Source organism: Tepidibacter aestuarii (assembly GCF_934924865.1).
Classification (GTDB): domain Bacteria; phylum Bacillota; class Clostridia; order Peptostreptococcales; family Peptostreptococcaceae; genus Tepidibacter_A; species Tepidibacter_A aestuarii.
The window spans coordinates 2,286,164-2,310,278 of sequence record NZ_OW235315.1 but is presented as its reverse complement, the minus strand read 5'-3'; the positions used below and the strand labels follow the sequence as shown (position 1 = coordinate 2,310,278).

Sequence of the window (24,115 nt, the reverse complement as noted above, 5' to 3'; positions counted from 1 at the left end):
GATTAGTTTTTAATGTTAATTTAAATACAAAAAAATCCGCAAATCTCACGATTTGCGGATTTTTTATACTATATATGTTTTGCAAATTCCTTACCGAATTCTACACATTGATTTAAAGTATCTTCTGATGGTGAGAATTTCTTTGTTACAGACTCAACAGGCATCTTAAAGCCCATTATCTTAATCATAGATTCAGCCATCTTGATTCCTTCGCCACTCCATCCAAATGAACCAAATACTCCACCTATTTTACCCATATTAGCCATAGGATCTATTATAGATAAAGCATCCCACATAGGTTTAACCATAGATTTATTTATAGTAGGAGAGCCAAGTAAAAGACCCTTAGACATATTTATTACATCATGAATAGTCTCTAAGCTTTCGTTTTCTATGTCTAAAAACTCTACTGCAACGCCTTCAGACTCTAATCCTTTCTTTATCTTCTCAGCCATTAAAACAGTGTTTTTATAAGCGGATAAGTAAAGTAGGGCTACTTTCTTTTGATTTGAAGTCTTAACTACTTCATTAGACCACTCCGTATATTTTTCTATATTGTAGCTTATATCTTCAGATAATATAGGTCCATGAGAAGTAAGTATTGTATCTATTTCAAAGTCTTTAACTTTATTTATAGCACTTAAAGCATGTTTTGCAAAAGGTTTTACTATACAGTCATAATAATGTTTAAATGATTTCTTGTAATCTTCAGTATGAACAACTTTAGGATCTACACTTGCATAGTGAGAACCAAAAGCATCACATGAGAATAATACTTTATCAGCTTCACTGTATACAAACATAGTGTCAGACCAGTGAAGGAATGGTGCTGTTACAAATTTTAATTTTTTGCTTCCAATATCAAGCTCTTCTCCATCTTTTATAACATGACATTTGAACTCTTTATTTACTTGTTCTTTTAAGAATATACTGGCAGCTTTAGTACAATATATTTCTATATCAGGATTTATTTCTAGTAAGTACTTTAAAGATCCAGAGTGATCTGGCTCAGTGTGATTTATTATAACGTAATCTATGTTTTTAATATCAGTTAATTTAGATAATTTTTCAAGATATTCATCTTTGAAATTTGCTTTAACAGTATCTATTAAAACTTTTTTCTCATCGTCTATAAAGTATGAATTGTAAGTGCTTCCGAACTCTGTCTTCATTATAATATCGAATACTTCAAGACCTGGGTCTAATACTCCTGTCCAATGAATATTGTTTTTTATCTTAAATGATTCCATGTATAAAATACCTCCCGAATTTAATTATATTTGATATGTACCCGCACAATACTAATTTAATCACAAAATATGGAGAAATTCTAGATTAAATTTTGCTACATAAGTTAATTATTAAAATAATATAGGAATAATATTCATACAATTAAATATAAGGTTATTACATAAGTGTTACAGAGTTATCTATTTAAGTGTAAATTAAGAATTTAATGCATATATTAAGGAGGGGTTGTTATGATTAAAAAAAATAAGTTTAAAAGAAATTTAAGAAAAAATAGGTTTAGAAAAAAGGGATTTAATAAAAATAAAAATATAGTCAATAAAGTTTTGATACAGTTTATAATTTCATGTATAATTGTTTTATTGGCTTTTGGGACAAAATTAAATATATATGACAGTCAAAGGTATACAAATCAGGTTAAAACAGTCTTGGAATATAATATGGACTTTAAAGAATATTCAAATGTAATACACAAAAAAGTGACGGAGGTATTAAAAATATATGACCAAAAAGGTGAACTTAGATAATATATTAATGAAGGTTGAAAAGCCTTCAAGATATTTAGGAAATGAAATAAATTCTTATCATAAGGATACATCAAAGAAGGATTTAGTTAGATTCGGTTTCTCTTTTCCTGATGTATATGAAGTAGGAATGAGCCATTTAGGGCTTCAGATATTATATGGAGTTTTAAATGAAAGAGATGATATTTTTTGTGAAAGAATATTTTCTCCAGCCATTGATATGGAAGAAAAAATGAGAGAAAATGATATTCCAATGTTTGGATTAGAATCAAGAGAGCCTATTACTAACTTTGATTTTTTAGCATTTACATTACAATATGAGCTTTCTTATACAAATATATTAAATATATTAGATTTAGCTAAGGTTGAAATTTTAGCTAAAGACAGAAAAAGGAATGATCCTTTTATATTAGTTGGAGGTCCATGTGCTTACAATAGTGAGCCTCTAGCAGATTTTGTTGATATAGTTTCTCTTGGAGAAGGAGAGGAAGTTTTATTAGAAGTAGTAGATAGATATAAGCTGTGGAAAGATACAGATAAATCTAGAGAAGAATTCTTATATGATTTAGCTAAAAATGTAGAAGGTATATATATTCCTTCTTTATATGAGGTTGAATATAATGAAGATAATACAGTAAAAAGTGTTAATACATTAAAAGATGATATACCTAAAAAAATTCCAAAAAGAATAATAAAGAATCTAGATGAATGTTTTTTCCCGGAAAAAATAGTAGTTCCTTTTATCGATATAGTACACAATAGAATAATGCTTGAGTTATTTAGAGGATGTACAAGAGGATGTAGATTCTGTCAAGCGGGAATGATATATAGACCTATAAGAGAAAGAAGTGTAGATAGATTAAAAGAAATTGCTAAAAAATTGATTGAAAGCACTGGACATGAAGAAATGTCTTTAGCATCTTTAAGTACTAGTGATTATTCGAATCTTGCAGAGATAACAGATCATTTGATTGAAGAGTATTCTAAAAAACAAAGAGTAGCTCTATCTCTTCCATCTTTAAGACTTGATAACTTCTCTTTAGAGCTTGCACATAAGGTTCAAGAGGTTAGAAAAAGTGGATTGACATTTGCACCAGAGGCTGGAACCCAAAGACTTAGAGATGTTATAAATAAAGGGATTACTGAGTTTGATCTTGAGAATGCAACTAGAAAAGCATTTGGAAAAGGATGGAATAGCGTAAAGCTTTACTTTATGATAGGACTTCCTACGGAGAACTATGATGATTTAGATGGTATAAAGGATCTTGCTTATAAAGTGATAGATATATACAGAGATGTTCACGAAGGGAAGTTAACTAGAAACTTTGGAGTTACAGTGAGCACATCTACATTCGTTCCAAAACCATTTACTCCATTCCAATGGCATGGACAAGACACTCAAGAAGAAATTAGGGAAAAACAAATACATTTAACTAAAAAATTAAAAAATAGAAATATTAAGTACAATTACCATGATAGTAAGACTAGCTTATTAGAGGCTGTAATGGCAAGAGGAGATAGAAAAATAGGTAAGGTTATTTATGATGCCTATAAAAAAGGATGTAAGTTTGATGGATGGAATGAGCACTTTAAGTTTGATTTATGGGTAGAAGCCTTTGAAGAAAATAATATAGATATAGATTTTTATGCTAATAGACATAGAGAGTATGATGAAGTATTCCCTTGGGATCATATAGATGTGGGTGTTAGCAAGAAGTTCTTAATAAGAGAGAATGAACTTTCAAAGACTGAAGCTTTAACTCCTGATTGTAGACATAAATGTAATGCTTGTGGTATAAATACTGATTTAGCAAGGGGGTTATGCTAATGAATGTTATAAGATGTAAGCTTATTAAAGAAAATGATATGATATATATATCGCATCTGGATCTTCAAAGACTTTTACAACGAGTTTTAAGAAAAGCTGGGATTAAGGTAGCTTATTCTCAAGGATTTAATCCTCATCCAAAAATCTCATTTGGACAGGCTTTATCTTTAGGTGTTACAAGCTATGGAGAGTACATAGATGTTGAACTTGAGGATGTAGTTAAAGAAGATGAATTTTTAAGTAGAGTGAATAGTGCACTTCCAGATGGAATAAAAATTCAGAAGGTAAAGTATATAGACAAGACTACTACTAAGTCGTTGAGTTCATCTATAAGCCATGGCTCATATGAAATAAGCATGAATATAGATTCTGACTTAGATATTGAAGACATAAAATCTAAGGTTGGAGAGTTTATGAAGCTTGATGAAATAATAAACGTAAAAAAGAATAAAAAAGGAAAATTAAAAGAAGTAAATATAAGACCTTTAATAAAAACATTGAAAGCTATATCTTTAAAACAAAATATACTTACTTTAAATATGGTAGTTGCAACTGGATCTAGTGCAAACTTAAATCCAAATGTCTTAATAGATAAGCTAAATGGATTTGGTGATATAGGTATAGATCTTGAGAATCTTAAAATAACTAGAAATGATTTATATATAGAAAACAAAAATAAACTTGTAGCACCTATGTAGGAAGTGATTTAATGAAGAGTTTATTAGTTGATGTTGCATTATATCAATCTAAGGTTGCTTATGTTGAGGATGGAAAGGTAGTAGATTTATTTATTGAAGATAAAATGAATGAAAAGCTACAGGGAAGGATATATAGAGGAATAGTAAAAAATGTTCTTCTTGGAATGGAAGCTGCATTTGTAGACATAGGCATTGATAAGAATGCGTATTTAAAGCTTTCTAAAGGTCATAATATAAAAACAGGACAAGAAGTACTTGTTCAGGTTAATAAAGAAGCAATAAAAGATAAAGGACCTAAAATAACTCAAGAAATAAGTATACCAGGTAGATATTTAGTATTAATGCCTACTAGAGATGATATAGCTATATCAAATAAGATAAAAGATAAAGAAGAAATAAAAAGAATTAAATCAATAGTAGATGAAATCGGTACTAAGGGCATGGGTCTTATAATAAGAACTGAGGCTATAGACAAACAAGAAATAGATTTCAAAGATGATTTAAATGAACTATTCAAAATATGGGATGAAATTCAAAAATATAATAAACTAGGTATGGGGTCTAGACTTTTGTATAAAGATTTAGATTTGACATTAAAGGTTATAAGAGATATTTTTACACCAGATTTTGAAAAAATAATTGTAAACAACAAACAAGAATATGAAAAAGTAGTTGATGTTCTAACTAAAATAGATAAATCTTTTAAAAATAAGGTTGAACATTTCGATGAAGGACTTGACTTGTTCGATTACTACAAAATAAAAAAAGATTTGAAAACTGCTTTAAATAGGAAGGTTTGGCTGAAAAACGGAGCTTATATAATAATAGATAAGACAGAGGCAATGACAGTTATAGATGTTAATACAGGTAAATTTACAGGTAAACTAGGGCTCGATGAGACTGTATTCAAAACCAATTTAGAAGCATGCAAAGAAATAGCTAGGCAAATAAGACTTAGAAATGTAGCTGGAATTATAATTATAGATTTTATAGATATGAGAAATGATAATTATAAACAGCAAATTCTAAAAAAACTTCAAATATACTTAAATAAAGATAAGACAAGAGCTCAAGTATTAGGAATGACAAACTTAGGGCTTGTAGAAGTTGTTAGAAAGAAATCTAATGATACATTAGATAAATATTTTGAAGCACAGTGCATTTACTGTAGTGGACAAGGAAGTTTAAAATCTAAAAATAAAATACTAAGTGATATAGAAAAAGAAATAATAAGACTTAAAAAGCATACAAGCCTTGAAAAAGTTTTATTCAAATCTTCAAATTATATATTTAATATAGCAAAAAAAGATGACTTTAAACATATAAAAGAAATATCTAAATATTATGAAATTAACATTGAAATTTCAGAGGATAAGGATTTAAATCCAAATGATATAATAACTATATATTAAAGTAAAAATTTTCTTGACAACAAATTAAAACTTTGATAATATTTATATCTGTAGTAAGTAGCCGCACAATCCGGGTTACAAAATCCTAATTAGGTACCTAGAATTGGCGAGACTGGTTTGAGGAGGTGTAACATAATGTACGCAATAGTAGAGACAGGTGGAAAGCAATACAGAGTTTCTGAAGGAGACGTAATATTCGTTGAGAAATTAGAAGCTAATGCAGGAGATGTTGTTACTTTAGACAAGGTATTAGTTTGTTCTAAAGACGGAAATCTTGTAGTAGGAAATCCAGTAGTTGATGGAGCTAAAGTTGAGGCTAAAGTTTTAGAGCAAGGAAAAGCTAAAAAAGTTATAGTTTTCAAATACAAGCCAAAGAAAGACTACAGAAGAAAGCAAGGACATCGTCAACCTTTCACTAAATTAGTTATAGAAAAGATAAACGCTTAATTCTATGATTAAAATTGTGATAAGAAGAAATTTCGAAAGTGATATAGTTGAATTTGATGTGAAAGGCCATGCAGGATTTGCAGAACATGGGCAAGATATTGTTTGTGCAGCAGTTTCTGTATTGACTCAAACAGCACTGATTGGAATACATGAATATGCGAAAGTAGAGTCAGAGTATAAAATCAGTGATGGAAAACTTCGATGCAAAATACCTTTTGATATTTCGGATGATAAAAGAAACATAATTAATCCTATACTTGAGACTATGGTATTAGGACTTGAAAATATAAAAGAAGAATACTCTTCTTATATAAAAATTAAAGAAGAGGAGGTGTAATTATGATGTTAAAAATGAACCTTCAGTTATTTGCCAGTAAAAAAGGAGTTGGTTCTTCTAAGAACGGACGTGACTCTATATCAAAAAGACTTGGAGTTAAGAGATATGACGGACAAGTTGTTACTGCTGGAAGTATAATAGTTAGACAAAGAGGAACTAAAATTCATCCAGGAAATAATGTAGGAAGAGGCGGAGACGATACATTATTTGCTAAGGTTGATGGAGTAGTTAAGTTCGAAAGAAAAGATAAAAAAAGAAAGCAAGTTAGCATATATCCAGTTGCTGCTGCTGAATAATCAAAAAGGAGTGTTTTTAAACACTCCTTTTTATAATGAATAGGAAATATATTTAGATAAAGATTACTTTATAATGAATAGGAAATTGATATCTTTTAAATAATAAATTATATACCTTTAAAAATATAGATAGATATAGTTTTAGTAATGAATTTCTAAAGAATCAACCTTGTAATGTTTGAAATAAAGATTGTTTTATAATGAATAGGAAATTTAAAAGAGGATTGCCCTTTCAGTTAGTAGAATAACATAATTATAACTTAATATGAGGAGGGCTTTATTTGAAAAAAATTAATGACTCGGATTTAAAATACTGGAATTTAATAGATGATTTATTGAAACAACAAAGACATGATTTTTTGAATGAAATACAGATAATATTTGGGTACATAAAACTTAATAAAATAGATGAAGCTGTTGAATATATAAACAAAGTTAGAAAAGAAGCATCTATTAAATCTAAAATTTCAAATATAAGTTGCATGGACTTATATTTTATAATTGAAAAAAAACTAAAACAGTGCCTGTCTAAAGGGCTTAATATAGATTTTGAAATATATACAAATGCTGAAAGAGAAAACTTTAAAAACAAAGAATTATCAAAAAGCTTAACATATATGGAAAGAGCATTAGATGTAATATTTAATTATATGAATAATAATAGCCAATTTGAAGAATATATAATTTATATTGAAGAAACATCAGATTGTTTTATATTGAAAGTTGCTCTTGAATATTTAAAAGACATTGAAAGTATAAAAAAAGAGCTTGATTCAGATATTACCGAAATTATTATTGAAGAAGGTTATCTGATATATGAAATTGAGCTTGAATAAAGGGTGATAAGAATGTTTATAGATAAAGCTAGGATATTCGTTAAATCTGGAAAAGGTGGAAATGGAGCGGTTGCTTTTAGAAAAGAAAAATACGTTCCGGCTGGAGGGCCTGCTGGAGGAGACGGTGGTAACGGAGGTAACGTTGTATTTGAAGTCGATGAAGGTTTAAGAACACTGATGGACTTTAGATATAAGACGAAGTATAGCGCTGAAAATGGAGAAGATGGAAAAAAGAAAAGAATGCATGGTAAGTCTGTGGAAGATTTGGTTCTTAAAGTCCCTCCAGGAACTTTGATAAGAGACGAGGAGACAAACCTTATAATAGCAGATCTTAGAAACCATGGAGACCGTGCTATCGTTGCTAAAGGTGGATCTGGAGGAAGAGGTAATACACACTTTACAACTGCTATAAGACAAGCTCCAAGCTTTGCAGAAGCTGGTAAAGAGGGACAAGAAAGATGGATTATATTAGAACTTAAGATGATAGCTGATGTTGGGTTGGTTGGATTCCCGAATGTAGGTAAATCAACGTTTTTATCTGTTGTAACAAAGGCTAAACCCAAAATTGCAAACTATCATTTTACTACTATAAAGCCTAATTTAGGAGTGGTTCAAACTAAATTTGGAGATTCTTTTGTTCTTGCAGATATTCCTGGGCTTATAGAGGGAGCTCATGAAGGAACAGGACTTGGACATGCGTTCTTAAGACATGTTGAAAGAACTAAGGTGCTTATTCATATAGTTGATGTGTCTGGAATAGAAGGTAGAGATCCTATAGATGATTTTGATAAAATAAATGAAGAATTAAAATTATATAACGACAAACTAACTACTAGATCTCAAATAGTAGTTGCAAATAAAATGGATATACCTGAAGCTAGAGAGAATTATGAAACATTTAAAGAAGAAATTGAAAAAAGAGGATACAAGGTATTTGCTATGTCTGCTGCTACAAGAGAAGGTATAGATGAGGTAATAAGTTATGCAGGCACTATAGTAAAAGAGACAGAAGATATAGAATTAGTATCGGAAGAGGAAATGTTAAAAGAAGAGGACGTAAAGCCTAAGAAAGAAGAAATAGAGATAACTAACGAAGATGGAGTTTTCGTAATACAAGGAAAATCTCTTCAAAGACTTTTATACTCTGTTAACTTTGAAGATATGGAATCTGTTCAATACTTCCAGAAAATAATGGAGAAGAAAGGCGTGTTCCAAAGGTTGAAGGATATGGGTGCGCAAGATGGAGATACAGTTAGATTATATGACTTAGAATTTGAATACTACGAGTAGGGTGGAGGATATTATGTTAAAAGGAAAACAAAGATCTTATTTAAAGGCTATGGCAAATAAAACAAAGTCTATAACTCAAATTGGTAAAGAAGGAGTTACAGAAGCGTTTTTAAGCCAATTAGAAGATGCTTTAGAAGCTAGAGAGATAGTTAAGGTTACAGTACTTGAAAATAGTGGACTTGATACAAAGGAAGCTGCAAATGCAGTAGCAGAAGCTGTAAGAGGAGAATTTGTTCAAGCTATAGGTTCTAAATTCACTATATACAAGAAAAATATTGAAAATCCTAAAATAGATTTACCTAAATAATGAAATCTTATAAATGATACCCGTATTGATTTTAAATTAATACGGGTATTATCATGCCTATATTTAGAAGGGTTATGAGAAGTAGGATGTATATAACTTGACGTTTTTACAATTATGGTGTAAAATTACACTATGGTTGCAAGGATTCTAAATAGAGGAGATAGTAAAAATGAAAGAAAAAATAAAAAGTATTACATATATAGTATTGAATTCATTATATATTGTTGTTATGGGATTTTCTTTAATGATTTATACATCATTGAATAAAAATCTTCCGTGGTACGAATCCTGTGGAACTCAGTTTTTAGCAATACCTATATTAAGTGTACCTATATTATTAGTGTTGGGAATATGTTTAAAAGTTTTAAGTAAAAAGTATGCTATGAGCAGTTTAAATATAAAGGTTCCTTTCTATACAATAATGGGAATGTTTCTTCCTCTTGTTATAGATGGGGGTTTATCTAAAATAACAATTGCTATTGGTACATTCTTTTGTGTAGCATTTGTGTTTGTCGATATTTATGCTGTTATAAGAACTTTTAAGAGTTTAAATCAATCTACTTAAAGGAGTAAATCCTTTTTTACTCTATAGGAAATAATATAATTTTTAAATTCATTTTTTAACTATTTGATTTAGAAAAATGATATACTATTTTGATGTGATTGTAGTTTAAAAAAACAAATGATTGGGGGAGTCGATTAATGAAAATTAAAAAGAAGTTAATACCTGTTATATGTGCTACTTTATTATTTACAGGTTGTGTAAAGCAACAAAGTGCAGTTGAAAATAAAGAAGAAATTAAGCAAGAAGTTGCTGGTGAATTTGCTAAAAAATCAGAAGAAGAGCAAAGCAGGATTATGGATGAATTCCAAAAGCTAATTGAAGGTGATATGAGTGAGATAGAGGTAATGAAATTCGTAAACAATAATATTGATACAATGTCTAAAGAGAATGCTTCTAAACTTGTTCTAGGTATAGAAAAAGTTCAAGGTGAACGCATGTACAAATTCTTTTCAGACGATATTAAAGAGGAATTACAAAAACTAGATTATTTTGTTGATTTAAATAAGTTAGAAAGCTACAATATAGAAAGTAAAGAATTAAAAGAGTTTTTAACTGTAGCTAAAAAGTCGGGATATAAACTTATAGCTCCTGAAGGAATGTATGATTTAATAAAAGATTATGAATTTTTAAAGAATGAATATAGTGAATATGTGACTGAAGAAATTGCAGATTATTTAAATATAGTTGCTATGGAATCTAAAGAACCTTTAATGGATGATGGAGAAGTTGTTATTTCATGGGATGAGGTATATAAAAGACTTGCAGCAAGTGAAAAATTCCTTCATGATTACCCAAAATCTGAAAAAGTAGAAGTAATAAAACCGCTTTATCTTGATTATGTAATGTCATATTTATATGGAGCAAATAATACTCCTGTTTTTGATTATTCAATGAATCAAGATGAGGCTGATACTATGAATGAGAAGGCTAAGGCAAGCTATTTAAGTATTGATTATAAAGCAAGTTCGTTTGGACAACTTGTTAAAACTTACATAGAAATATTAGAAAAGAACGAGTTTAAATTAACTGATGAAGTTGATGAATACAGAAAAGGAATTTACGAAAAGTTAAATATGTAATAAGTTTAAAAGAATTAATTAAAGGGATAAAAGAAAAAACTTTTATCCCTAATAAAATTCAGTATTCATGATTTTGTTTACTACTTTTCTTACGGTATCATAATCAAATCCTTTATAAGTAAGGTGACTAGATAACTTTCGATATACTTTATTTTTATCCTCGTTCTTTATTTTTTCGTATTTTTTATTTCCCAGGTAAAGCGCATTCTTAAATTCTTTATCATCATCTATTTCAGATTCAAGTGCGTTATTTATTGTTGAACTATCAATTCCCTTTGAATATAAAGTCTGTTTGATTTTGTTTTTGCCATATTTATTTATATTCACTTTATCTTTTACTATGTTTTTTGCTAGATGTTCATCATCTATAAATTTGTATTTTTTTAAAAAATCTAGAACTCTCTCTATTGTTTTTTCATCGAATTCATTTTTTGAAAGTTTGTATATTATATTATTTTCGGATTGAGATGATCTAGATAGTATATTTAAGGCTTTATTCTTAGCTTTTAGATACATCTCATCATCTATTATTTTTTGAATAGAGTCTTTATCTATTGTATTTCCTTTTTTTAGTTGTAGAGTATAGACTAAATCTTTATATACTCCCATAAAAAATTCATCATCTACATAAATGTTTACTCTATCTGTGTTCTTTTGTTCTTCTACTTTTGTTATCTTTGGCATATAATCATCCTTTTTTGTTTAGTTAAAAAACTATATAACAGAACCTAATAACAACAGTTCTTCATTATCGTTGTATATCTTATCAAACTGAGATATAGGAAGTGGATTTACTCCTTTTCCAACTTCTACTGTGTATCCTGGGCGTTTATATTCTTCTATAAACCAATCTTTATATCCGGAATAAGAAGTGATTCCATAAGGTTCATCTAAAAGGTATCCGCTAACTTCAGAAAAAGACTCTCCTATGTCTTTGGATTCCGGTGGAGCCATATTCATATAGTTCCAGTAAATAACTTCTCCTTGAGAGTGGTAAGCAAGAACTAATCTAGGATCTATAGCTCTAGTAAATTCTACAACTGCCTTTGACTCTGGCTCTGATTCTGGATATTCTCCTGAGTATCTTGTAGGTCCAGGGCCTGTAATTCCGTATAAAGCTTCTGCCTCTTTTGATAATTCCCAAGAAGCATCATAGTTATGATTAAGATCAACTCCTCTAATATTAGCACTCCAATTTTTAGAAAAATCTGTACTGCCATTGTTCCATTTTATTAAATCATCATAATAAGGATTATCTTCTGAGAGTCCATTTAAAACTAAATCTACTCCATCTGGATTTACCATAGGCATTATATAAATTGTACTTTGTTCCCAAATATCTCTTGGATTATAACCTCTTAGTGTCTTGTTTTTAGAATATGCTTTAGAAAAGTTTTCTATAAATTTCATTAAAAGAGGAGTTGTTATCCATTCAATAGCATGGTGAGATCCATTAAAAAATACCTTGTTAGGTCCATTTCCTAGTTTAACTGAATATAGATTTTTGTCAAGAACGCTTTTTCCAGAATTAGATACTTCTATAAAGGGGTATCTCTTTTTTAAAGCTTCTAAATCTTTTTCTAAAATATCATAGGTATAGTCTATATTAGTATCAACTATATCGAAGTTATATGGAATTACAATAATATCTCCTTCTTTTATGTTATTTAAACTTATATTGGGATTTGCTGTTAATATAGAGTTTACAGTAGTGTTGAAATCTTTTGCTATTTTAGAAAGTGTATCTCCTTGTTTTATTGTGTACTCCTGATAGCCAAGAAGATATTTTTGTAAAGCTTCATATGTTTGAGAATCTAATTCCTTACTTGGGCTTAGGTTGTTGTCAATTTGAAACTGTTCAAGCGCACTTTGAGTTTGAGATCCTAATATGCCATCTATTGGTCCGGGGTCGTAGGATAATTTTTTTAAAAGTGATTGTAATTGTTTGATTTCTGTAGCTTTATAATTCATATTATCAACCTCCGAAAATAATATTGTATTAATATTTTATAGAATTTCAAAGTTTTGGTGAATAATATAATTATAGATGCATATTAGCTTAAACTTGTTAAATTGATTTATATATCTTTAATTTTAAAAAGAAATATTATATAATATGTAGGTTAGTAATATAAAAGAGGTGTTTAAATGAATGTAAGTGATATTTTAAAAAAAGCGATTATTATCAATAAGAAAAAATCAAAAACATTACATACTAGAACAAATCTGAAAAAAATAGGTATAATGGGAGGTACTTTTAATCCTATTCATTATGGACATCTAGCAACAGCAGAGGCGGTAAGAAATAGATATGATTTAGATAAAATTATATTTATGCCATCTGGAAATCCACCTCATAAATCTAAAAAAGAAATCATAGATAAAAAACATAGATACAATATGACTATGATTGCTACTATGAGTAATATTTATTTTGAAACATCAGATATTGAAATAAAAAGAGATGGTATGACGTACACTGTAGATACTCTTGAACAGTTAAAAGAAAATTATAAAAACTCTCAAATATTCTTTATAACAGGTGCTGATGCGTTATGTGATATAGATAGTTGGAAGTATCTCGATAAAAACTTCGAATTAGCTACGTTTGTTGGAGCAACAAGACCAGGAATAGAGTGTGATGAAGTAAATCAAAAAATAGATCAATTAAAACAAAAATACAATGCTAACATACTTAATATATATGTTCCGTCTCTCGATATATCTTCCACTGATTTGAGAGAAAGAATAAAAAAAATAGAGTCTATTAAGTATTTACTGCCTGAAAATGTGGAAAAATATATTTATAAAAATAATTTATATAGGTGATATTATGGAATTAAACGAGATGATACAAATCTTAGAAAAAACAATAACTCCAAAAAGGCTGAAACATTCACTAGGAGTGGTTGAAAGTGCTAAGCGATTGGCTAATATTTACAAAGAAGATATAGAAAAAGTAGAGGTAGCAGCTCTGTTACATGACTGCGCAAAATGTCTAAACAAGGAAGAAGTATTACATTTAGTCCAAAAATATGATATATTATTAGATGATATTGAAAAAAAAGAGACTGAGCTTGCACATGGAAAAATAGGTGCTTATTTATGTAAAGAAGAATTTAGCGTCTATGACAATGACATATTATCAGCTATAACATATCATACAACAGGTAAAAAAAACATGAGTAAACTTGAAAAAATAATATATTTAGCGGATTTTATAGAACCAAATAGAAATTATGATGGAGTCGATAAACTTAGAAATATAGCTTATAATGAAGGGTTAGATGAGGCTTTACTTATGGCATTTGACAATACTATAAAATACGTTATTTCTATAAGAAAGATTATTCATCCTAGAACTATTGAAGCTAGAAACTTTTTACTTGGAGAATTAAATGAAATATAGGAGTGATAACTTTGAAGCACTTTTTTAAAATTTTTATAGTTTTTTTCGTTATATTTAGCATGATATTTGGAACGAGTTTATATCTTATTGTAGCTAAAGAAAACGATCAATTAGTAAAAATCCCAATGCCTGATGAAGTACCTACAACTGTACCTGGAGATGAAGAGAGAGTTAATGTACTGCTTCTTGGGGTTGACAGCTTAAATGGAGATAAAAAAGGTATTAGAACTGATACTATGATGGTTTTGAGTATGGACCCTAAAACAGGTGATTCATCAATATTATCAATACCAAGAGATACTAGAGTTAAGATAAGAGGTAGAAAAGGGTATGATAAAATAAATGCTGCACACGCATATGGAGGAGTTGAATTATCTGTTCAAGCTTCTAAAGATCTTTTAGGAATACCTATACATCATTACGTTAAAGTAGATTATCAAGCACTTTATAAGACAGTTGATGATGTGGGGGGAGTTGAGGTCTATGTTCCTATGAATATGAAATACAATGATCCTTACGCTACTCCACCTCTTCACATAAACCTTTCAAAAGGAACTCAGGTCTTAAATGGAGATAAGGCTATGCAGTTTTTGAGATTTAGAAAGGGATATGCTAATCAAGATCTTGGTAGAATAGAGTCACAACAGAAATTTATGGACGCTCTAGCTAAAAAGGTTCTAAGTGCATCATCTATATTTAGAATAAAAGATTATATAGATACTTTTAATATGTATGTAGATACTGATATGAGTGTATCTGAAATGGCATCACTTGGTATGGAAGCTAAAAATATAGATATAAATAATATAAGAAAAGAAGTTGTTCCAGGAACTGCTATGTATATAAACGGAATATCTTATTACAATCCTGATAATAATAAAATAAATAAATTAGTAAATGAGCTCTATTATGCTAATAATAATCAAAATAATACAGATTTAGATATTGCCGTGCTTAATGGTTCAGGTTTATCTGGAGTTGCAACAGACGTTTCTAATAAGCTTGCACGTCAAGGATTAAAACCAGATACAGTGGGCAATGCTGATGATTTTAATAATCCTAAGACTATAATATATTATGATACTAAAAAAGAAGAAGCTGAAAAAATAAAAAAGATTATAGGAAAAGGCCAGTTGAAAAAAGACAAATCTAAGCTTGAAGATAAAGATATGGATATAATAGTGTTAATAGGTAAAGACATTCGAGGAGGAAATTAAATGATAGAAAATATTGAAAAAATGGTAAAAGTAGCATACGATGCTATAGATGATAAATTAGGAGAAGATACGATTATTCTAAATGTTGGTAAAATATCTTCTGTTGCTGATTATTTTATAATAACTAGTGCATCATCAGAAAGACAAGTAAAGGCTATAGCTCATAATGTAGAAGATGAGCTTAAGAAGAATGACGTATGTGTTATATCAAAGGAAGGACAAGATACATCAAGATGGATACTTCTTGATTATGGAGATGTAGTAGTACATATATTCCATGATGATGAGAGGGATGTATATAGTTTAGAAAGATTATGGAAAGATGCACCAAACGTAGATATTGACAATTTAGTTTAAAAGTTGTATTATATGTAGATAATAGTCTAGAGTAGTAAAAGGAATTTGTTCTTTAAGAGAGCTAGTGGTTGCTGGAAACTAGTAGAGCGGACCTTTGAACTTGCTAGTTAATGCTATTAGGGGTGGCTCCCTTATAAGCTACACTAAGAGGGCTTTTTAGCCAATTAGGGTGGTACCGCGAGATATACTCCTCGTCCCTAAATGTATAGGGATAGAGGGGTTTTTTATATACAAAAATATATGAAAAAGCAAAATTATAATATAAATTTAGGAGGATTAAATATGTATGATTTTAAACAAATAGAACCATATTGGCAAAAAAAATGGGAAGATGAAAAAACTTTTGAAACTGTTGAAAATGATAAGCCTAAATATTATGTTTTAGAGATGTTCCCATATCCATCGGGAAAAATTCATATGGGACATGTTAGAAACTACTCAATAGGAGATGTTGTTGCTAGATTTATGAAAATGAAAGGATATAATGTACTTCATCCTATGGGATGGGATTCATTTGGATTACCAGCAGAAAATGCAGCTATAAAGCATGGAATTCATCCGGATAAATGGACAAGAGAAAATATACAAGAGATGAAAGAACAATTAAAACTTTTAGGTCTTAGCTATGATTGGGATAGAGAAGTGGCTACTTGTCTTCCTGATTACTATAAATGGACTCAAGATTTATTTTTAAAGTTCTATGAAAAAGGACTAGCATATAAGAAAAAATCATTCGTTAATTGGTGTCCATCTTGTGAAACGGTTTTAGCTAATGAGCAAGTAGTCGGAGGCGAATGTGAAAGATGTGATTCTGCTGTAATTAAGAAGGACTTAGAACAATGGTATTTAAAGATAACTGATTATGCAGAGGTTCTTTTACAAGATATAGACAAGCTAGATGGATGGCCTGAGAAAGTTAAGATAATGCAAAAAAACTGGATAGGAAAGAGTACTGGAGCAGAGGCTGATTTTGAAATAAAGGGATATGACAAAAAGTTAAAAATATTTACAACAAGACCAGATACTATGTATGGTGTTACTTATATGGTACTAGCTCCAGAACATGAATATGTTGAGGAACTTGTAAAAGGAACAGAATATGAGGCAGCTGTTAAAGAGTTTAAAACTAAAATTCAACATATGAGTGAGATAGAAAGAACTTCTACCGATACTGAAAAAGAAGGTGTGTTCATAGGAAGATACTGTATAAATCCATTAAATGGACAAGAGATTCCTATTTATATAGCTAACTATGTAATGGTAGATTACGGAACAGGAGCTATAATGGCAGTTCCAGCACATGATGATAGAGATGAAGAATTTGCTAAAAAATACGAACTAGAAATAATACCTGTTATAGATGAAGATTCAAAAATGATAAATTCAGAAGAATTCAATGGAATGGATTCTAAAGAAGCTTTTGAAAAAATAGTTGAAAAATTAGAAGAATCTAAAATAGGTAAAAAGACTATAAACTATAGATTAAGAGACTGGTTAATATCAAGACAAAGATATTGGGGTTGTCCTATTCCGATAGTTTATTGTGAAGATTGTGGAACTGTTCCTGTTGAAAGAGAGAATCTACCTGTTGAATTACCAACTGATGTTGAATTTACAGGAAAAGGACAATCTCCTTTAATAACTTCTGAAAGCTTTATGAATACAACGTGTCCTAAATGCTCAAAGCCAGCTAGAAGAGAAATGGATACTATGGATACATTCATAGATTCATCTTGGTATTTCTTAAGATATATAGATGCTAGAAATGAAAATGAAGCTTTCGATAAAGAGCTAGTACAAAAGTGGATGCCTGTTGACCAATATATAGGAGGAGTAGAACACGCTATACTTCACCTGCTTTACTCAAGATTCTTCGTTAAGGTTTTAAAGGATTTAGATATGGTAGATTTTGATGAGCCATTTAAGAACTTATTAACTCAAGGAATGGTATTAAAAGAAGGAGCTAAAATGTCAAAGTCTAAAGGTAATGTAGTTAGTCCTTTAGAGATAATTGAAAAATATGGAGCGGATACTGCTAGATTATTCGTATTATTTGCTGCACCTCCTGAGAGAGATTTAGATTGGTCTGAACAAGGTGTAGAAGGATGTTATAGATTTATAAATAGAGTATTTAGATTAGTAGAAGAGTTAAAGGATTGTGTAAATGCAGAGACTAATCTTGAAAATTTATCTAAAGAAGATAAACAAGCTAGATTTGTTATACATTCTACAATCAAAAAAGTTACTGATGACATATCTGGTAAATTTGGATTCAATACTGCAATATCTGCTCTTATGGAGCTTGTTAATGAGATGTACAAGTATAAAGAAAATGAAAATAGAAAAGAAGGTATACTAAAAGAAGGTATAGAAGCTATAGTAACTATAATCTCACCATTTACACCACACGTTGGAGAACAACTTTGGAGTATTATAGGAAAAGAAGGAAGTGCATCAGAAATATCATGGCCTGAGTATGATGAAACTGCTCTTGTTAAGGATGAGATAGAAGTTGTTGTTCAAATTAATGGTAAGGTTAGAGGTAAGTTAAACTTAAGTGCTAATGTTACAAGAGAAGAAATGCAAGAAAAGGCATTAGCAGATGAAAAAATAAAAGAACTTACTGAAGGCAAGGAAATAGTTAAAGTTATAGCTGTTCCTAAAAAATTAGTTAATATAGTTGTAAAATAAAAAAAGTTGGACATTGTGACTTAATTGTGATACAATTTTAAAAAAATAAAATATTAATAACCTAAGGTAGAGGAGCCGCAATTAATATTAGTTTTATGGAGCTGGCAAGCTTTGAAGTAAGACGAAAGGAATTGTGGCCGAAGATAAATGATATGCAAAGTCATTTTTCTGGCTGTATGCAAAATATGTATGCAGCTGTCATCGGTTTCGATGGAGAGCTACAGAGGTTTTGTTTGAGTATATTAAAACAGCTTGAGCATTCCTTTGGGGTGCTTAGGCTGTTTTTTATTTATACTCAAAAAATAGGGGTGTGATTTAGATGAGGTTATTTGGAAATTACAATGTTAAAGAAAATGAGATGTATATACATGATTTTAAGTTATCTGATATAGCTAAAGAGTTCAAAACTCCTTTATATGTATATGATGAAGAGTTAGTAAGAAACAACATAAGAAAATTCAAGCAAAACTTTGAATGTTCAGGTAAAAATATAGTAGCATATGCGGGCAAGGCTTTTTTAACACCATATATGTGTTCTATATTAAAAGAAGAAGGTGCTTATTTAGATGTAGTATCTGGAGGAGAATTATATGTAGCTAAATACTCAGGCTTTCCTATGAAAAATATTATTTTCCATGGAAATAACAAAAGTAAAAATGAGATAGTTATGGGAATTGATTATGGAGTTGGAAGGTTTGTTGTAGATAATTTTACAGAACTTAAAATGATAGATGAAATAGCGGGTCAAAAAAATAAAAAAATAAATGTGTTGATTAGGATATCACCAGGTGTTGATTCTAATACACATGAATATATAAAAACTGGTGTTATAGATACAAAATTTGGATTCAGTATGAATGAAAAAGATTATTTAGGAGCTGTTAGAAACTGTTTAGAATATAAAAATATAAATCTTTTAGGTATTCATTGTCACGTTGGGTCTCAAATATGTGAGGTTGAGACTTACATAAACTTATCTAATGTTATGATGAATATAATAAAAGAGATTAAGGAAATTTTTAATTATACTATAGAAGAATTTGATATAGGAGGTGGATTTGGAGTTTATTATAATGAAGATACAAATCCAACAGATATAAGAAATTATACAGATACTATATTAAATTCTACAGAATCAAATGCGATCAATATGAATATAAAAATGCCAAGAATAATAATAGAACCAGGAAGATCTATTATAGCTAATTCTGGTGTTACTATTTACGAGGTTGGAGCTATAAAAAATATAAAAGGAGTTAGAAAATATGTATCTGTAGATGGAGGAATGACGGATAATATAAGACCTGCTCTTTATAAGGCAGAGTATGAGGTTGCATTGACTAACAGGGTTGAAGATAGATTTGTTGAAAAAGTTACTGTATGTGGAAAGTGTTGTGAAAGTGGAGATATATTGATAAGGGATGTCGATCTTCCTAAAGTTAATGAGGGAGATTTGTTGACAATAATGTCTACAGGAGCTTATGGATATTCTATGGCAAGTAACTATAATATGGCTCTAATACCTGGTGTTGTATTCGTAAATAAGGGCGAATACAAGCTTGTTTGCAAGAGACAAGACTACAATGATTTGATAAAAAATTGCATATAAAAATATAATAAAAACGTAAAATAATGAAATTTAAACCGGCTAAAACTAGTGTGAAAAGACTATAAAAAAACGAAAAACACTGTCCAGTTCCTGTGAACAACAGTGTTTTTTATTTGGAATATAATAGTTCGATAAATTATAAAATTGTGAAAACGATTTTCTTGTTGATTTTTAGCAAAATACGATGTAAAATACATGTTGTGGAATAATTAACTTAAGGAGTGATAATAATGGCGAAAGTTACTTTAGAAGATGTTAAAAAAGCAAGAGAAGCAATTAGTGGTATAGCAGTTAAAACTAAATTATTAGAATGTACAGCTCTTAGTAATATGAGCAATAATAGAGTATTTTTAAAATTAGAAAACTTACAAAAGACAGGATCTTTCAAAATAAGAGGGGCTGTTAATAAAATAGCTAACTTAACTGAAGAAGAAAAGCAATGTGGAGTTATAGCATCAAGTGCAGGAAACCATGCACAAGGAGTTGCTTTAGGAGCTAAGATGAATGGAATTAAAGCTACTATAGCTATGCCTGCGACTGCGCCACTTGCAAAGGTAGCTGCTACTAAGTCTTATGGAGCAGAAGTTGTATTAAACGGACTTGTATATGATGATGCTTATGCAAAGGCTGTAGAAATACAAAAAGAAACAGGAGCTACATTCCTTCACCCATTCAATGATCCATACGTTATAGCAGGACAAGGAACTATAGCGCTTGAAATATTTGAAGATCTTGAAAACGTTGACATAATATTAGCGCCAATCGGTGGTGGCGGTATAATATCTGGTATTGCTGTTGCTGCAAAAGCATTAAATCCAAAAGTTAAGATAATAGGTGTTCAATCAGAAAATATAGGTTCTATGAAGGCATCAAGAGAAGCTGGAGAAGTTACAACATTCTTTAAAGCTCCAACAATAGCTGATGGTATAGCTGTAAAGACTCCTGGAGATTTAACTTTTGAAATAATAGAAGAGTTCGTAGATGAAATAGTAACTGTAACTGAAGAAGAAATAGCTCAAGCAATTCTTTTCTTAACAGAAAAAGATAAGATAGTTGCCGAAGGTGCTGGTGCTGTTTGTACAGCTGCTATAATGAGTGGTAAAGTAAAAGAAACTAATAAGAATGTAGTTGGAGTAATTTCTGGCGGAAACATAGATGTAAATATGCTTTATAGAATAATAGATAAAGGATTAGAAAAAGAAGGAAGAAGATTATGCTTTAATACTATACTTCCAGATAAGTGTGGAGAAATGTTAAAGTTCATAAACTTAATAGCTGAAACTAAGGCTAATATACTTCATATAAACCAAAGTAGAATGGGTAATGAAGTTCTTTTAGGAACTCAAGAGGTAGATATAGTTCTTGAAACTTTTGATAATGATCATATAAAAGATATAATATCTAAGGTTGAAGAAAATGGATACCAAGTAAAAGTTAAAAATAAATAATATAAACTAAAATTTACCTTTTATTATTATAAATTTATAGTATAATTAAAATAAATCAAAGATTTTTTTAGGAGGGTTTTAACATGAACAATCAAGTAATTCATACAGATAATGCACCAAAGGCTATAGGACCATATTCTCAAGCTGTAAAGGCTGGAAACTTATTATTCGTATCTGGACAAGTTCCATTTGACCCAGCTACTATGGAAGTAGTTGAAGGTGGAGTTAAAGAGCAAACTGCTAGATCATTAGAAAATGTAAAAGCTATATTAGCTGAAGCAGGAGCTACTTTTGCAGATGTAGTAAAGAGTACTGTATTCATTAAAGATATGAATGAATTTGGACAAATCAACGAAGTATACGCTGAGTACTTCGGAGAAAACAAGCCAGCTAGAGCTTGTGTAGAAGTTGCTAGACTTCCAAGAGACGTTAAAGTTGAAATTGAAGTTATAGCAGTTGTAAAATAATAAAATATTTAATTTAAGACTGTTAGCATTATAATGCTAACAGTCTTTTTTTTATACTTATAACTTAATGTTTTTTTCTTAGATTATATGTGAGTTATCAAAACTATCTATGGAAATACTATTCATATAACGATATTCTCAATACAACTAAGTTTTATAGGAAAATATCTAAAAATCTATAAAAAGTAAATTATTTAAGATGAATAAAAAATTATAGAAAAATATAATTTTTTAAAACTTATTTTATTATATCAAGAATAAAGTAGATGTAAAAAAGTAAAAAATAATGTATGGAAAACGATTTATTATATTTATAAATATAAAATATTATTAATAAATTACAAAATATAATAAAATTAATAATAAAATGCGTGTAATATATTGAAAAAAAATATAGTATAATGATATTTTTTGTAGTATAATTAATTTGTAATAATTAAACTATCATATTGTGTAATTTGAAAGGAGAAACTAATGAAAGACTATAGTGTTTTTGATGTAGTAGGGCCTAATATGATCGGACCTTCAAGTTCTCATACAGCAGGTGCTGCAAAGCTAGGAAGTATGGCAAGAAAAATGGCAGGGGGAAGTGTTAAAAAAGTAAAGTTCTTACTTCATGGATCTTTTGCTCAAACTTATAAGGGTCATGGTACTGATAAGGCTCTTGTAGGAGGAATATTAGGATTTTCTCCGGATGATGACAGAATAAAAACATCATTTGAAATAGCTAAAGAAAGAGGATTAGAGTTTGAAATGATTCCAACAGATTTAGGAGATGATAAACATCCTAATACTGTTAAGTTTATAATAGAGACTGATGATAATAGAAATGTAGAAGTTATGGGAGCTTCAATTGGAGGCGGAAATATAAAAATAACTGAATTAAATGGATTAGCGATACAATTTACGGGAGCATATCCAACTTTAGTAGTTAAACAATGGGATTTACCAGGAGCTGCAGCTCATATAACTAATTGTGTTGCTGACAACAATATTAATATAGCATTTATGAGTATATATAGAGAAGAAAAAGGAAATGAAGCTTTTACTATAATAGAGGCTGATGACAAAATTGATTCTAATGTAATAGTTGATATAAAGTCTAATAATAAGTTAATACAGGATGCATTTATAATAGAAGAAATGTAAATATTGTAGGGAAAAGGTGATATTTATGAATTTTACTAATGGTAAAGAATTATTAGATATATGTGAGAAGCAAAATAAGACAATATATGAAGTTTGTATAGAGAGAGAAATAGATTTAACTTCAAAGACTAGAGAAGAAATAATGGAAAGAATGTCTCGTAGTTTAGAGATAATGAAAAATTCTATTAATAAGAGTATAACAGAAGATATAAAGTCAGTTGGAGGTCTTATAGGCGGAGAAGCAAAGCTTATAAGAAATAGATTAGAAACTAGTAAAACTGTATGTGGGTCTTTAATGTCAAAAGCTATAAGTGCTGCTATGGGAGTTTTAGAGGTTAATGCTTCTATGGGTCTTATCGTTGCCGCACCTACAGCAGGGTCGTGTGGAATACTTCCTGCTGCTATAATAACAGTTGCTGAGGAATACGGATTAAGCGATGAAGATATGTTAAATGCAATATTTGCTGGAGCTGCTATAGGAGCTATAATAACAAGAAATGCTACTGTTGCAGGAGCAGAAGGCGGATGTCAAGCGGAAACTGGTGCAGCGGCAGCTATGGCAGCAGCTGGTGTAGTTGAGATGATGGGAGGTAGCCCAAGACAAGCTATACATGCAGCATCTACTACATTAAAGAATATAATGGGACTTGTATGTGATCCGATAGCTGGACTTGTAGAGGCTCCATGTCAAAAGAGAAATGCTATAGGAGTTGCAAATGCATTAATATCTGCTGAAATGGGACTTGCTGGAGTTGAAAGTATAATACCATTTGATGAGGTTGTTGAATCTATGTATAAAGTAGGAAAAGCTCTTCCTATGGAGCTTAGAGAAACAGCTTTAGGTGGTGTAGCAGCTACTTGCACAGGATGTAGTATAACTAAAAGAGTATTTGGATAAAAA

25 protein-coding genes, 1 riboswitch and 1 other annotated feature are annotated in these 24,115 nt (G+C 29.8%); of the genes, 22 read left to right on the top strand and 3 right to left on the bottom strand.

What is annotated here, in order from left to right:
- Positions 1–68: 68 nt before the first annotated feature.
- Complete coding sequence (locus M2214_RS11445) at positions 69–1,250, bottom strand: FprA family A-type flavoprotein (RefSeq protein ID WP_248478124.1); 1,182 nt, start codon at positions 1,248–1,250, stop codon at positions 69–71.
- A gap of 231 nt (positions 1,251–1,481) precedes the next feature.
- Between M2214_RS11445 and M2214_RS11440 the strand changes: the two genes are divergently transcribed.
- From M2214_RS11440 to M2214_RS11385, 12 genes are all read left to right on the top strand, one after another.
- A complete protein-coding gene (locus tag M2214_RS11440) occupies positions 1,482–1,775 on the top strand; it encodes a hypothetical protein (protein WP_248478116.1) in 294 nt (97 codons plus the stop codon).
- Entirely contained in the window at positions 1,750–3,600 is a 1,851-nt protein-coding gene (locus M2214_RS11435; RefSeq protein WP_248478114.1) for a TIGR03960 family B12-binding radical SAM protein, read from the top strand. Before M2214_RS11440 ends, M2214_RS11435 begins: the two co-directional genes overlap by 26 nt.
- Positions 3,600–4,298 (top strand): TIGR03936 family radical SAM-associated protein, encoded by a 699-nt coding sequence (locus M2214_RS11430; protein WP_248478112.1) that lies wholly within the window; start codon positions 3,600–3,602, stop codon positions 4,296–4,298. Before M2214_RS11435 ends, M2214_RS11430 begins: the two co-directional genes overlap by 1 nt.
- 11 nt (positions 4,299–4,309) lie before the next feature.
- Complete coding sequence (locus M2214_RS11425) at positions 4,310–5,710, top strand: Rne/Rng family ribonuclease (protein WP_248478110.1); 1,401 nt, start codon at positions 4,310–4,312, stop codon at positions 5,708–5,710.
- A gap of 135 nt (positions 5,711–5,845) precedes the next feature.
- Positions 5,846–6,157: a 50S ribosomal protein L21 gene (rplU, locus tag M2214_RS11420; RefSeq protein ID WP_099187432.1), complete on the top strand. Its 312-nt coding sequence runs from the start codon at positions 5,846–5,848 to the stop codon at positions 6,155–6,157.
- A gap of 4 nt (positions 6,158–6,161) precedes the next feature.
- Complete coding sequence (locus tag M2214_RS11415) at positions 6,162–6,494, top strand: ribosomal-processing cysteine protease Prp (RefSeq protein ID WP_248478108.1); 333 nt, start codon at positions 6,162–6,164, stop codon at positions 6,492–6,494.
- A gap of 5 nt (positions 6,495–6,499) precedes the next feature.
- The gene (gene rpmA, locus M2214_RS11410) at positions 6,500–6,790 is read left to right on the top strand and encodes a 50S ribosomal protein L27 (RefSeq protein ID WP_248484838.1); all 291 of its coding nucleotides are present in this window, start codon (positions 6,500–6,502) and stop codon (positions 6,788–6,790) included.
- Positions 6,791–7,071: 281 nt separating this feature from the next.
- Positions 7,072–7,626 carry a Spo0B domain-containing protein gene (locus tag M2214_RS11405; protein ID WP_248478106.1) on the top strand — a complete coding sequence of 185 codons (555 nt, stop codon included), beginning with the start codon at positions 7,072–7,074 and terminating at the stop codon, positions 7,624–7,626.
- Between the two features lie 12 nt (positions 7,627–7,638).
- Complete coding sequence (obgE, locus tag M2214_RS11400; protein ID WP_248478105.1) at positions 7,639–8,916, top strand: GTPase ObgE; 1,278 nt, start codon at positions 7,639–7,641, stop codon at positions 8,914–8,916.
- A gap of 13 nt (positions 8,917–8,929) precedes the next feature.
- Complete coding sequence (locus tag M2214_RS11395; RefSeq protein WP_248478104.1) at positions 8,930–9,223, top strand: YhbY family RNA-binding protein; 294 nt, start codon at positions 8,930–8,932, stop codon at positions 9,221–9,223.
- Positions 9,224–9,392: 169 nt separating this feature from the next.
- Complete coding sequence (locus M2214_RS11390) at positions 9,393–9,788, top strand: hypothetical protein (RefSeq protein WP_248478103.1); 396 nt, start codon at positions 9,393–9,395, stop codon at positions 9,786–9,788.
- 137 nt (positions 9,789–9,925) lie between these two features.
- On the top strand, positions 9,926–10,867 hold the full coding sequence (locus tag M2214_RS11385; RefSeq protein ID WP_248478101.1) for a hypothetical protein: 942 nt from the start codon (positions 9,926–9,928) through the stop codon (positions 10,865–10,867).
- 48 nt (positions 10,868–10,915) lie between these two features.
- Here the strand turns inward: M2214_RS11385 and recX are convergent, their stop codons facing one another.
- Both recX and M2214_RS11375 read right to left on the bottom strand, forming a co-directional pair.
- A complete protein-coding gene (gene recX, locus M2214_RS11380; protein WP_248478099.1) occupies positions 10,916–11,551 on the bottom strand; it encodes a recombination regulator RecX in 636 nt (211 codons plus the stop codon).
- Positions 11,552–11,581: 30 nt separating this feature from the next.
- On the bottom strand, positions 11,582–12,838 hold the full coding sequence (locus M2214_RS11375) for a M14 family metallopeptidase (RefSeq protein ID WP_248478097.1): 1,257 nt from the start codon (positions 12,836–12,838) through the stop codon (positions 11,582–11,584).
- A gap of 177 nt (positions 12,839–13,015) precedes the next feature.
- Between M2214_RS11375 and nadD the strand changes: the two genes are divergently transcribed.
- The 10 genes from nadD to sdaAA all read left to right on the top strand — a co-directional run bounded on the left by nadD (position 13,016) and on the right by sdaAA (position 24,112).
- Positions 13,016–13,696, top strand: a complete 681-nt coding sequence (gene nadD, locus M2214_RS11370) for a nicotinate-nucleotide adenylyltransferase (RefSeq protein ID WP_248478094.1) — start codon at positions 13,016–13,018, stop codon at positions 13,694–13,696.
- A 4-nt stretch (positions 13,697–13,700) separates the two neighbouring features.
- Entirely contained in the window at positions 13,701–14,276 is a 576-nt protein-coding gene (yqeK, locus tag M2214_RS11365; protein ID WP_248478079.1) for a bis(5'-nucleosyl)-tetraphosphatase (symmetrical) YqeK, read from the top strand.
- Between the two features lie 11 nt (positions 14,277–14,287).
- Complete coding sequence (locus M2214_RS11360; protein ID WP_248478077.1) at positions 14,288–15,493, top strand: LCP family protein; 1,206 nt, start codon at positions 14,288–14,290, stop codon at positions 15,491–15,493.
- The gene (gene rsfS, locus M2214_RS11355) at positions 15,494–15,850 is read left to right on the top strand and encodes a ribosome silencing factor (protein ID WP_248478075.1); all 357 of its coding nucleotides are present in this window, start codon (positions 15,494–15,496) and stop codon (positions 15,848–15,850) included.
- 12 nt (positions 15,851–15,862) lie between these two features.
- Positions 15,863–16,052 (top strand) — a binding site (T-box leader).
- Positions 16,053–16,132: 80 nt separating this feature from the next.
- Positions 16,133–18,541 carry a leucine--tRNA ligase gene (gene leuS / locus M2214_RS11350; RefSeq protein ID WP_248478073.1) on the top strand — a complete coding sequence of 803 codons (2,409 nt, stop codon included), beginning with the start codon at positions 16,133–16,135 and terminating at the stop codon, positions 18,539–18,541.
- A 59-nt stretch (positions 18,542–18,600) separates the two neighbouring features.
- A riboswitch (Lysine riboswitch) is annotated at positions 18,601–18,770 on the top strand.
- 90 nt (positions 18,771–18,860) lie between these two features.
- Positions 18,861–20,150 carry a diaminopimelate decarboxylase gene (gene lysA / locus M2214_RS11345; protein ID WP_248478072.1) on the top strand — a complete coding sequence of 430 codons (1,290 nt, stop codon included), beginning with the start codon at positions 18,861–18,863 and terminating at the stop codon, positions 20,148–20,150.
- A gap of 230 nt (positions 20,151–20,380) precedes the next feature.
- The gene (gene ilvA / locus M2214_RS11340; protein ID WP_248478069.1) at positions 20,381–21,598 is read left to right on the top strand and encodes a threonine ammonia-lyase; all 1,218 of its coding nucleotides are present in this window, start codon (positions 20,381–20,383) and stop codon (positions 21,596–21,598) included.
- A gap of 83 nt (positions 21,599–21,681) precedes the next feature.
- Positions 21,682–22,065, top strand: a complete 384-nt coding sequence (locus M2214_RS11335) for a RidA family protein (protein WP_099187406.1) — start codon at positions 21,682–21,684, stop codon at positions 22,063–22,065.
- Positions 22,066–22,539: 474 nt separating this feature from the next.
- A complete protein-coding gene (gene sdaAB / locus M2214_RS11330; protein WP_248478067.1) occupies positions 22,540–23,214 on the top strand; it encodes an L-serine ammonia-lyase, iron-sulfur-dependent subunit beta in 675 nt (224 codons plus the stop codon).
- Positions 23,215–23,239: 25 nt separating this feature from the next.
- Positions 23,240–24,112: an L-serine ammonia-lyase, iron-sulfur-dependent, subunit alpha gene (gene sdaAA, locus M2214_RS11325; RefSeq protein ID WP_248478065.1), complete on the top strand. Its 873-nt coding sequence runs from the start codon at positions 23,240–23,242 to the stop codon at positions 24,110–24,112.
- Positions 24,113–24,115: the final 3 nt, after the last annotated feature.

What these genes read in the sequence shown, in the direction of transcription:
- ilvA (WP_248478069.1), top strand. Translation starts at nt 20,381, where the DNA reads ATGGCGAAAGTTACTTTAGAAGATGTTAAAAAAGCAAGAGAAGCAATT.
- recX (WP_248478099.1), bottom strand. Translation starts at nt 11,551, where the DNA reads ATGCCAAAGATAACAAAAGTAGAAGAACAAAAGAACACAGATAGAGTA.
- M2214_RS11440 (WP_248478116.1), top strand. Translation starts at nt 1,482, where the DNA reads ATGATTAAAAAAAATAAGTTTAAAAGAAATTTAAGAAAAAATAGGTTT.
- M2214_RS11425 (WP_248478110.1), top strand. Translation starts at nt 4,310, where the DNA reads ATGAAGAGTTTATTAGTTGATGTTGCATTATATCAATCTAAGGTTGCT.
- rpmA (WP_248484838.1), top strand. Translation starts at nt 6,500, where the DNA reads ATGTTAAAAATGAACCTTCAGTTATTTGCCAGTAAAAAAGGAGTTGGT.
- nadD (WP_248478094.1), top strand. Translation starts at nt 13,016, where the DNA reads ATGAATGTAAGTGATATTTTAAAAAAAGCGATTATTATCAATAAGAAA.
- M2214_RS11390 (WP_248478103.1), top strand. Translation starts at nt 9,393, where the DNA reads ATGAAAGAAAAAATAAAAAGTATTACATATATAGTATTGAATTCATTA.
- M2214_RS11375 (WP_248478097.1), bottom strand. Translation starts at nt 12,838, where the DNA reads ATGAATTATAAAGCTACAGAAATCAAACAATTACAATCACTTTTAAAA.
- M2214_RS11435 (WP_248478114.1), top strand. Translation starts at nt 1,750, where the DNA reads ATGACCAAAAAGGTGAACTTAGATAATATATTAATGAAGGTTGAAAAG.
- yqeK (WP_248478079.1), top strand. Translation starts at nt 13,701, where the DNA reads ATGGAATTAAACGAGATGATACAAATCTTAGAAAAAACAATAACTCCA.
- M2214_RS11335 (WP_099187406.1), top strand. Translation starts at nt 21,682, where the DNA reads ATGAACAATCAAGTAATTCATACAGATAATGCACCAAAGGCTATAGGA.
- rplU (WP_099187432.1), top strand. Translation starts at nt 5,846, where the DNA reads ATGTACGCAATAGTAGAGACAGGTGGAAAGCAATACAGAGTTTCTGAA.
- lysA (WP_248478072.1), top strand. Translation starts at nt 18,861, where the DNA reads ATGAGGTTATTTGGAAATTACAATGTTAAAGAAAATGAGATGTATATA.
- sdaAA (WP_248478065.1), top strand. Translation starts at nt 23,240, where the DNA reads ATGAATTTTACTAATGGTAAAGAATTATTAGATATATGTGAGAAGCAA.
- rsfS (WP_248478075.1), top strand. Translation starts at nt 15,494, where the DNA reads ATGATAGAAAATATTGAAAAAATGGTAAAAGTAGCATACGATGCTATA.
- M2214_RS11445 (WP_248478124.1), bottom strand. Translation starts at nt 1,250, where the DNA reads ATGGAATCATTTAAGATAAAAAACAATATTCATTGGACAGGAGTATTA.
- sdaAB (WP_248478067.1), top strand. Translation starts at nt 22,540, where the DNA reads ATGAAAGACTATAGTGTTTTTGATGTAGTAGGGCCTAATATGATCGGA.
- leuS (WP_248478073.1), top strand. Translation starts at nt 16,133, where the DNA reads ATGTATGATTTTAAACAAATAGAACCATATTGGCAAAAAAAATGGGAA.
- M2214_RS11395 (WP_248478104.1), top strand. Translation starts at nt 8,930, where the DNA reads ATGTTAAAAGGAAAACAAAGATCTTATTTAAAGGCTATGGCAAATAAA.
- M2214_RS11430 (WP_248478112.1), top strand. Translation starts at nt 3,600, where the DNA reads ATGAATGTTATAAGATGTAAGCTTATTAAAGAAAATGATATGATATAT.
- M2214_RS11385 (WP_248478101.1), top strand. Translation starts at nt 9,926, where the DNA reads ATGAAAATTAAAAAGAAGTTAATACCTGTTATATGTGCTACTTTATTA.
- M2214_RS11415 (WP_248478108.1), top strand. Translation starts at nt 6,162, where the DNA reads ATGATTAAAATTGTGATAAGAAGAAATTTCGAAAGTGATATAGTTGAA.
- obgE (WP_248478105.1), top strand. Translation starts at nt 7,639, where the DNA reads ATGTTTATAGATAAAGCTAGGATATTCGTTAAATCTGGAAAAGGTGGA.